Raw genomic sequence first — 9,499 nt, 5'->3', positions numbered from 1 at the left:
GCGATGACGTTGGCGCGCTCTTCCTGCCAGCTGAAGCTTTGCACGTTGGCATTGGCCTCGCCCTTGCAGGTCTTGGCCCCCGCCACGCAGCCGGGGGTGGTGGTCAGCGTGGGGTTGTACCAGCCGGCGTTGCTGAAGGTGCCGCCGGTGATGGTGACATCGTTGCCGGCCATGACCGTGCCCTGATTCTGCAGGCCACTGTTGAAGGTGACGTTGTGGCCAGCGGCGATGGTGCCGCCGGCTGCTGCGCAGCCGAAGCAGTGGTTAATCAACCGTCCGCGATCTATTCAGGCGTTGCTAAACCCGGTCTTCAGCCGAAAGGCTGATGCGTTTTTTTAAAGATCAGGGTGATGGTGACCTATTCTACTGAAGACATCATTTCTCGGACTAATCCGTAGATTAAAGCTCATATGAACGATATCGGCACATCGAAAGAGTTAACCAACGACATTGGTTCAGATACGCCACAAACTGATCCAATGTCTGACGCGTTTGGCTACGCTCCCTTCGCCAAGCTAATTGCCTCCGCAGTGATCAAGACGCCAAGCCCACAGGGGCTGGTCATGGCAATTCACGGGCCGTGGGGCATCGGAAAATCGTCTTTGCTCAACTTCATCAAGCACTACTTAGCCGAAGACCATAAGGATGCACAGCCCATAGTGATCGACTTCAATCCGTGGTGGTTTGACGATCGAAGCCAACTGGCCGATCAGTTCTTGATGCAATTCAAAACCGCGTTGAAACTTGAAAATGAAGCGCTTCGCGATGTAGGTGACTTGATTTCAGAATATTCGGGAGCACTAGGGAAAGCTGTTTCGGTAAGCACAGGCATTCCGTGGATCGATGTCCCTGTCAGCGGGTTGCTAAAACTGCTCAAACGCAAACCAAAAGATGTACCCAAGTTAAAGGCAGAGATTTCAACAGCACTGCAAGAATCCGACCAACGTTTCATAGTTGTCGTCGACGACATTGATCGGCTCACTCCTACGGAAATTCGAGAGGTCTTCAAAGTAGTCAAAGCGTTAGCCGATTTCCCGAACGTGGTTTATCTGCTGTCATTCGATAGGCGCGTCGTTGCAAAGGCCCTAGCAACCTCCATGCAGCTTGACGAAGCTGGTGGCGAGTCTTACCTGGAAAAAATCGTCCAAGTGCCTTTCGTTCTGCCGTCAATAAGCAAGCGGAAGCTTCAGAACAAACTTTCCGAGAGTCTCGATCACGTATTGAAAGGCGCGGATATAGCGCTGTTCGATTCGACTTACTGGGGCAATATTTTCATGGAAGGTATTGCGCCCTTGGTGACCAAGCCCCGGGACATTGTGCGGTACGTCAATGCACTTTCATTGACCTATCCAGCGCTGCGCGATGAGGTAAATATCGCTGACTTTTTTGCCTTGGAGTTCCTCCGGATAAATCTGCCTAAGCTCTACGACACCATCCGTGAAAATCCGGGACGATTCGCCGGGTACTCAGATCGCGGCATTCAATCAAGCGACCGGAAAGAGGATCAGGCTTTCCATCAAGCATGGGCTCAAGACGTTGATGCAAGCATCCGCGAAGGCGTCCAGGCCATGATGGAACGAATTTTCCCTAAGCTAAGCAACACGGCCTGGGGAAGCGAATTCCTCGCTGAGTATCGCCGGGTCAGGCGTGCAGCTCATCCAGACATATTTCCAAGCTATTTTAGATTCGCTCTTGATGCGGACCAGTTGAGCCGACAAGCTGTTGCGAATTTTATTGAGCGATTGTCCGATCTGGATGTCACGGAGAAAACCTTACTCGACGCAATTGAGATCAAGCGAACCGATGGCTCTTCGAAAGCCAGGGATTATCTCGATCAGCTGCGAGATTACGATGATGAAATCGACGCCGTAGGAGCCACCAATCTACTCAATGTTCTTGGTCATATTGGCGACAAGTTAATTGTGAGCTGCGAAGAGACTACTGACTCCATCTTTTCCACTCATAAAACATGGTGGATTTTGTGGGCCATGCTGCGCATCCTAGCTCGGATACCAGCAGAGACTCGTAACGCCCAATTGATCGGCTCGTTCAAGAATGGAAAAGCGCTTACCTATCTGTACTTAACCATTCAATCAATCGAGGCTTCGCATGAAAAACCTGTTGACCACGGGTCATCGGCTGCGCTCAATCAGATTCAAGTTGAAACTGTTATCGCCCTGAAGAATATTGCATTGGATCGAATTAATCTGTACGCCCAAACCGACCAATTGCAAGGCATACCTGAACTACCTTTAGTGTTAAATTTCTGGAGCGATTGGGGCCCTACTGGTGCGGCAAGGCAATGGGCTGAATCATTTGTTTCCGATATATCAAACCTCCTTTTCTTTATATCTATGTTCCTTAGCCGGACCCACTCTGTGACTATGGGCGATCATGTCGGCCGTATTGAACACACATTGCATCTCAAGCAAATGTCTAACTTCATCGATCTTGAAAAGGCAGCGGCCTTATTGAGTGGGATCAAAAAACAGACAGAGCTAGAACCAGATCATCAGCTGGTGATAAACGTTTTCAATGAGCAGCTCCCACTATTTAAGGAAGGAAAAGACCCAGCTTTGGTTCAGCTTGGACTCGGATAATATTCAGTACTAACAAACAGGCCGCCCAACGGGCGGCCTGTTTGCTTTGACGGCTAACGCTTAAACCTTCGGCGCTGCTTCCTTCTCTCCCTTGGAAGTGCGGCTCGTGAATCGTGCCGACAGCTCACGCTTCAAGCTTTCCAAGCCTTGGGCCTTGCCGGTGATCTTGAGGAAGGCGTAACCCTCTAGTGCGGCAGCCATCACATCACTACCCAGTGCCATTTCGGTGTCGTTGATCTTTTCGAAGATGCGTTCCATGCGGACACGGCGGGCGCGCAGCGCGTTGTGGCTTTGCATATCTCGCATGGCTTCAACGAGGTCAAAGCTACGCGGCAGTACGTCCGGGTTGTCTTGCAGGATATCCAGCGTGCGGTGGCAGAAGGCTTCGGACTTGTCGCCCATCTTCACCAGACGGCTACGTTGATCGGGGGTAAGTGCGATCAGGCCGGTCAGGTTCTTTTCCAGCTCGAACAGGGCTTGATCGATGGCGGTCAGTTGGGTGGCCGTGAATTGAAGCGAGATCAGGTTTTGGGTCATGTTGCTTTCCTTGCTTAAGAATTTTCTGACACCATCATTTCAAAGATGGCAAAACCAACTTACCCGACCTCTGCTGTCTCTCGCTATACCTAAGACGAAATTAGAACGGCGGCATGCCGCAGTCCGTCTCCCGATGGCGACGCTTTTAACGCCGTCGTCGGAGGTTTTAGCTCCGGCGTCGCAGCTAAAACTGCCGACGACGGAGGTCTGATTGCCGACGTCCCAGCTAAAAGACGCGGCGTCGGCTGTCTGAGGCCCGACCTCGCCTGTTTTACCTCGGACGCCGAGCCAAAGACTGCCGGCGTCCCGCCAAAAACTCCCGACGCCGGAGCCTTGCACCTCCGACGACGCACCAAATAGGGGCGACGTCGGGTCTTCAACTGCCGACGTCGGATGTGCAGAGGTCGAACGTCGCACAAAAAAGCGACAATGCCGGAGGTCTTTAGCTCCGACGTCGGGCGAAAAACTGCCGGGGTCGGAGCCCTTCACATCCGACGTTGGGAGTTTTTCGGGCGACGTCGGGTGTTTGTTGGTCAAGGTCGGCAGTCTGTGGCGCAACGCTGGCCGTTTTTGATGCGCGGTCGGGAGTTTGAGATGGGATGCCGGAGCTACAGCGGGCAGAGGTGGGAGTCTTTGGCGGACGGGCGCGGCTTTTTGATTCGCGGTCGCGAATCAGACAATGATGAATGGGGGGCAAACATTCTTGACCAAGCCTGAAAGAGTTGGGGATACTTCACCCGTTGCTCGGTCGAGCAATCGGGCTTGGACTCCCGGATGTTGCATAGGCGGACAACCGCTGCGAAGCGGTTTTTTTGTTCGCAATGCCCTTGGTACGCCTTTTACATTGGCGGGCCTTGGCGGTGGCACCTTCGGGTGCGCCGGTTTCCTATGCACCGGTAGTCCAACTCCGCCTTGCGCCCGCCACCTCCGCTTGGACTCGGAATGGCAGGTTGATTTTGTAGTTGCATAGGAGGCAATCATGCCCAACACGCAGCACTCAACCCCAGCACCACCCGATCCCGGTCGTCTCATCGCACAAGCCCGTGACGGCTTTGCAGAGCTTGACCAGATTTTTACCATCCTCACGTCCCTGATCGACCAGCGTAGTGTCGGCTACCAACTGGCAAAAGATGGACGCAGGCTGGCAGAGCGACATCACATCGCGATGCAGACCCTACCGTTCGCCGATCGCCTAACCCCTTCGCTCAGTACCCGCTACATACGGATCGGAGGCGGTCATGGCTGAACTACACAGCGTTCCCATTCCACCCAAACTGACCATTAACGATTTCAACGACATCGCCGACATCGGTCTGGATCGCATCGCTCAGTTGGGCAGCGTGTTCCGAGCGATGGCCGGCATCGCCGAGCCGGAATCTGATCTACACGCATTGGCAAGAGCCGGCGCATATCTGGCTGAGGAGTGGCATTTCGCGCTGGATATGTCCCGTACTGAAACCTTGGATCGCCTCGGCGCGTCGCGAACCGTGACTCGGATTGCTGATCGACGTTAACCGCCATGCAGTCGATTTGATGGTATTGGGCCAGCGCAGTTAAAGGCGCTGGCCTTTTTGGTTTAGTGGTTTAAGTACCCGCAATAAAAAACCCCGAATGAAACATTCGGGGTCGGATGAAATTAATTAGCTTGAAGCAACAGATTATTGCGATATTCAGCCCGTGCAGCGACTGAGTGCTAGACGCAGTGCAGCCCCTACCTCAACCACTGAGCTTGTGCTTGAAATAAGAACATCCTCAATCCCGTCATTCTTTTCTCGACTCCATGCTTCAAGCTTTTCATGATGTGTTGGGCTGATCTTTAGTTGCCCCTCACACACTTCGATGCCGCAGTTCGCCATGTTCTTAAACAGAGCGCGTTTGGTTTTGTAGCCATAACGAGCCATCAGCTCACTTACCCATACTTCGTACTGCGGGACAACACGACCACGCATATCAAAAAAAGCCTCATGTTCTCGTGGGGGCAAGAATCGACTATTTGCCAGTGCACTTAAGACTGCAGTCCCCAGTTCCTCATCTGCAACGTCAGGTGACAGCAGAAAACGCTTGCCATCTGGATCTGGCAGCCCTCCGCGGTATCCCGAGTGCGTTTCAATATGAATGAACTCATCATTCCGATACACCGCCGCCCACTGCTTCTTTACTACGTCGCTCATTTCACCGCCGCGGCGTTGATGCCGATGCCTGCTGCTCTGTAACCATCACAACTCACCCGATACAGCGACTAAATGCCAATTGGAGAGCTTTGCCAACTTCTTCTGCAGAGCTATTAGCAGGGAGCACCACGTAATCTCCCTCGCTGATACCGTCACCACTCCAGCTTTCGAGCTTTTCGTGTTTACTTGGGCGAATAGTGATCACTCCACCTTGACTCCTGACGTTACAGCTCTTCATATCCTTAAATAGCGCACGCTTAGTTTTGTAGCCATAGCGCGTCATCAAATCTGCGATCCAAGTAGCATTCCGCTCAATACCTTGCTTGTAATCATAAAGATTCAAGTCTTCCGCTGGCAGGACAAATCGGCTGTGCGCCAACGCATCTAACAATGCAGCCCCTAGCTCTTGAACGCTTATGTCTGGACTCAACAGATATTGTTTTCCTTGAGGATCACGCATGCTGCTGCGATAGCCAGACCAAGTCTCTACACAAACAAAATCTCCATTGCATGTTGCGTTACTCCAAGCGCTCCTCACAACTTCGTTCATGGTGCTACCTCCGTAATCTTAACGATCACTTTTTTACTCTGACCGTACTGAATTGCTTTATTGATCTGCTCCCATTGCGCTGCCGTAGTACCTTTCGGAACTGCGACCTGTAACTCCCGGACAGCAATATCTGCCTCGGAGAGTTCCCTGCCAGCAAGGGTTGCATCTTTAAACTTCACCACTGCATCAATATTTCCCTTGAGCGACGAATATACTTGGCTCGGATTCGCTATCTTCGCAGGAGTGGTCGTGTCGAGCGTTTTTGCACTCGTTGCTATACCGGTTTCCTGATCAAAGAAATCGAAAGTCTTGAAATTAGGCGGCAATCTGCTGCCAGCTGGCAACTGTGTCTCAAGATAGTCCTCCCACGGCATCCCCTGCCCCTTAATGCCCGCACCCCATTGCAGACCAATCACAGCCCGATCAACCGTTGCTGTTGCTGCTGCATTGGTAGTCCACCCCAAAGCCTCCGGCGTCAACTTGGCCACAGTTGCATCGGTTGCCGCACCAAGGGCGCTATTAACTGCCGTACCAAACATCTGCACCGGCTTGGTCAAGACCGAGGCCCACATGAGGGCATCCGCCGACTGGTTAATCAGCGGCTTTTCGTAGCCCCGATCAAGGTTCATCTGCGAGATTTGAGCAATGCTGTTCAGCTTGTTGATCGTGCTCTGGTCGTCCGCGATGGTGACCTGTTGCAGCTGGCTCTTCAGTTGGCTGACAGGGGACGTGCAGCTGAGCATGACCGACGAGCAACCGCCTACCTTGTTCACATCGGCTGCCAGATTGGCTTGCTCCATGCCAATTGTTGCGTTCAGGGCGTTGTTCAACGCAGCGCACCCTTCGCCGAAGCAGCTATTGGCTGCTTTCGTCATCGCAGTGTCGATAGAGGCATCCAGTTGATTCAGATGTTGTGCCGCTGGGCATGAGGCGGTATCGCCTGCGTTGCAAGCCGTCTGTGCAATGTCTCTGATCTTGCGCAGCGCATGCGGAAGGTAGTTGTTCTCTACCTCGTTCTGCGCAGCCGACAGCGCCGTGCTCACGTCCTTGCCCGCTGCATTCGCGACCGCACCGGTGATCGCGACGTCAGTCGCTTCCAGTGCGAACTTGCCGGTGGTCGTACTGGTGTCGATCACACTACCCAGCACCGGGGCCGCGATGGCCGAGGTCGCACCACCAATAGCGCCGTTACTGCACCCTGTTCCTTGTAGCGAAGCCGTTGCGCAACCCAAGGCGGCATGTGCCAAGACTTGCAGCGGGTTCGGTGTGTTCTGGTTGAGCTGGTTGAAGTCGGTCTGCGCGAATTCACTACCGATGAAGTTCGCCCCTACCGCACTCTCCGTCCCGGCAAGGTTGTTCACCAGCGACGTCTGGAAGCTGCCGCCATAGATAGCGGTTTGCACGGTGGTGTTGATCACGGCGCGTTCGGCCGCGTTGGCAACCTGACCGCCCCATGTACTGCTGCTGGTCAACATGCCCGAATCGGCAAGGCCGCTCGTGATGCCTGCGGTGAGCGCACCGACTGCACCGGCTTTCAGCAGTTCATTGCCATCAAGTCGGCCAGTGGTAATCAGCTGGCTGGCGGCGGCGCTGGTAATGGCGGTGAGGCCGGCTGCAGCAGCAGCGGCAGCCACCGAAGCCACGCTCGGGGCGGCGACGGCGGCGGCGACCAAGCTGCCGCCGACGGCTTGTGCACCTGCGACAGCGGCGGCACCCGTGCCGAAGGCACTGCCCATTGCTTCGAGGGCCAAGGGGCCGACGAAGTAGGCGATGGCAATGGCGGCAATCACTGCGACGACTTGACCAACGGCACCGGGGCCGCTGGTGTCCTTCATGAAGTCCTGGTGGATGTCATCCGCCACCGTCTGGCTGGTGTAGTTCACCCCCAGTTTCTTCGCGAGGTCGGCAATCAGTTGCGCGCTCTTGGCTTCGTCGACCGTGCCATCGGCATTCAGAACTTGGAACTGCCCACCGATGCTGTGAACCGTGCTCGCATCAATATTCAGATTGGTCGCACTGATCAGGCCACCCGGCTGCACCTGCGTGCCGTAGACATTGATCCAGCCACCTTCCACCTTGTTGGTGGCGTAGCCGATATCCACGCTTCTGGCTTCGTTGACCAGTTCTTTGGCTTTCAGGTCCAGCTGGTTGGCGATGATGCTGCCGGTGTTGGTGACCGTGTCCGCCGTCAGCGTGACGGTCTGGCCCTGGATCAGGCCGCCCTCTTGTTTGGCGAGCTGGCTTTGGCTGGCCGTGGGCAGGTAGACCTGCGGCATCAGGACGCTGACGGTGCCGCAGGTGGGCAGGCCGGCGCAGCTTGGGTCGGGTACGGCTTGTTGCACGTACCAGAGCATCGGGGCGTCGAGCGCGGCGATTTGCTGGTCGGTCAGGGCGGTGCCGAGTGTCACCTGGTTCTTGTCGGCCCAGGCGATGGCGTTCTGGTACAGGATGGCTTTTTGTTCATCCGCCAGGCTCATCTTGGTTTTGTCGTCTTGCGCCAGACCGTTGATGAACCACGCCTGCCCGGTTTGCTTCAGCGCCGCCTGGGTGAGGAGTTGCTGTTCGAGGTACGGGTCGGCGTAGAACTGCATGCCCGTTTGGGGCAGCAGGTTGCTGGGCAGGTTGGCCACCAAGCTGGCCGGGCCGATGCTGGCGAGCAGGTCGTCGGCGGCGTTGTGTTTCAGGTAGGTGATGCTGGGGGCCGTGGCGGCGGCGGTTTGGGTGACGGTGGCGCTGCCATCCTTGGTCGGGCCGATGGCAGCGAGCGCGTCTTGCGCGTTGGCGTGGCCGACCACGGCGGCGATGCCGGTCTTGGGATCGGTGGCGCTGGCGAGCGTCGGTTTGACCGGGCTGGTTTTGATGGCGACCGGGGCGAGGCTGATCACCGGTTGCGGCACGGTGGTTTGCGCCGTGGGCAGGGTTTTGTCGGTCAGGCCGTTGATCAGGTCGGTGCTGCTCAGGCTGATTTGCTTGCCGGTGAGCTTGCCGCTGTTGGTGATGGTGGTGGCGTTGCCGGTGAGGTTGTTGCCGGCGTGGATCACCGCATCCTGCGTGCCGGTGACGATGGTGCCGTAGGTGGTGTGGGTCTTGTCGGGGTGGAACCAGTCGGTTTCTTCCACCCATTGGCCGCGCCATTGTTCGGTGAGAGAGACCGTTTGGTTGAGGATGTCGCCACTCAGGTGCAGGTTGGCGTTGTTGCCGGCATCGATGGCGCTGCCGATGTTGCTCAGGCTGCTGCCGGTGACGGTGAGGTCGTGGCCGGCCTGGATCAGCGACGGGTCGCCGGCTGCGTTGAGGAAGTCCGCACTGCAGTGGCTGTCTTTATACGTGCCGCCCGGGTTGCAGCCGCCGATGGGGTCGGTGCTGCCGTAGCTGACGTGCGTGCTGACCGGTGCCTGCACCTGATTCACGATGTGGCCGGCGGTGAGGTTCACATCGCCATTCAGCGCGTGGATGGTGCCGCTGGTGTTGGTCAGGTCGCCCGGGGTGGTGATGCTGATGTTGTTCTTGGCGACGAGGTTGGCGTGGCTGTTGTCCACCGCCGTAGCGTTGATGTTGATGTTGTTGCCGGCGATGACGTTGGCGCGCTCTTCCTGCCAGCTGAAGCTTTGCACGTTGGCATTGGCCTCGCCCTTGCAGGT

The 9,499-nt window shown here is 55.9% G+C and carries 8 protein-coding genes; 3 read left to right on the top strand and 5 right to left on the bottom strand.

Annotated features, from left to right (window positions below):
- A partial coding sequence (locus BR41_RS21475) for a hypothetical protein (protein ID WP_035061436.1) occupies positions 1-272 on the bottom strand: 272 nt, incomplete at its 3' end.
- Positions 273-410: 138 nt separating this feature from the next.
- Here BR41_RS21475 and BR41_RS21470 point away from each other — a divergent pair.
- Positions 411-2,600, top strand: coding sequence for a KAP family P-loop NTPase fold protein (locus tag BR41_RS21470; RefSeq protein WP_035061434.1), 2,190 nt, complete (start codon positions 411-413; stop codon positions 2,598-2,600).
- 60 nt (positions 2,601-2,660) lie between these two features.
- On the opposite strand, the gene BR41_RS21465 is transcribed toward BR41_RS21470, so the two are convergent.
- A complete protein-coding gene (locus BR41_RS21465; RefSeq protein WP_035061432.1) occupies positions 2,661-3,137 on the bottom strand; it encodes a hypothetical protein in 477 nt (158 codons plus the stop codon).
- A 979-nt stretch (positions 3,138-4,116) separates the two neighbouring features.
- On the opposite strand from BR41_RS21465, the gene BR41_RS21460 reads away from it, so the two are divergent.
- Both BR41_RS21460 and BR41_RS21455 read left to right on the top strand, forming a co-directional pair.
- On the top strand, positions 4,117-4,383 hold the full coding sequence (locus BR41_RS21460; RefSeq protein ID WP_035061429.1) for a hypothetical protein: 267 nt from the start codon (positions 4,117-4,119) through the stop codon (positions 4,381-4,383).
- Complete coding sequence (locus tag BR41_RS21455; RefSeq protein WP_035061426.1) at positions 4,376-4,651, top strand: hypothetical protein; 276 nt, start codon at positions 4,376-4,378, stop codon at positions 4,649-4,651. Before BR41_RS21460 ends, BR41_RS21455 begins: the two co-directional genes overlap by 8 nt.
- A 156-nt stretch (positions 4,652-4,807) precedes the next feature.
- Here the strand turns inward: BR41_RS21455 and BR41_RS21450 are convergent, their stop codons facing one another.
- The 3 genes from BR41_RS21450 to BR41_RS21440 all read right to left on the bottom strand — a co-directional run.
- Positions 4,808-5,308 (bottom strand): contact-dependent growth inhibition system immunity protein, encoded by a 501-nt coding sequence (locus BR41_RS21450; RefSeq protein ID WP_035061424.1) that lies wholly within the window; start codon positions 5,306-5,308, stop codon positions 4,808-4,810.
- Positions 5,309-5,360: 52 nt separating this feature from the next.
- Complete coding sequence (locus BR41_RS21445) at positions 5,361-5,858, bottom strand: contact-dependent growth inhibition system immunity protein (protein ID WP_035061423.1); 498 nt, start codon at positions 5,856-5,858, stop codon at positions 5,361-5,363.
- Positions 5,855-9,499, bottom strand: a 3,645-nt coding sequence (locus BR41_RS21440; protein WP_211251832.1) for an endonuclease toxin domain-containing protein, incomplete at its 5' end; no start/stop codon positions are given. The genes BR41_RS21445 and BR41_RS21440, both read right to left, overlap by 4 nt.

Source organism: Andreprevotia chitinilytica DSM 18519, from assembly GCF_000711875.1.
GTDB lineage: Bacteria > Pseudomonadota > Gammaproteobacteria > Burkholderiales > Chitinibacteraceae > Andreprevotia > Andreprevotia chitinilytica.
This window is presented reverse-complemented; position numbering and strand designations above follow the sequence as displayed.

Bases quoted from the DNA above. Each gene is read 5' to 3' on its own strand.
- BR41_RS21470 (WP_035061434.1), top strand. From the start codon at position 411: ATGAACGATATCGGCACATCGAAAGAGTTAACCAACGACATTGGTTCA.
- BR41_RS21465 (WP_035061432.1), bottom strand. From the start codon at position 3,137: ATGACCCAAAACCTGATCTCGCTTCAATTCACGGCCACCCAACTGACC.
- BR41_RS21460 (WP_035061429.1), top strand. From the start codon at position 4,117: ATGCCCAACACGCAGCACTCAACCCCAGCACCACCCGATCCCGGTCGT.
- BR41_RS21455 (WP_035061426.1), top strand. From the start codon at position 4,376: ATGGCTGAACTACACAGCGTTCCCATTCCACCCAAACTGACCATTAAC.
- BR41_RS21450 (WP_035061424.1), bottom strand. From the start codon at position 5,308: ATGAGCGACGTAGTAAAGAAGCAGTGGGCGGCGGTGTATCGGAATGAT.
- BR41_RS21445 (WP_035061423.1), bottom strand. From the start codon at position 5,858: ATGAACGAAGTTGTGAGGAGCGCTTGGAGTAACGCAACATGCAATGGA.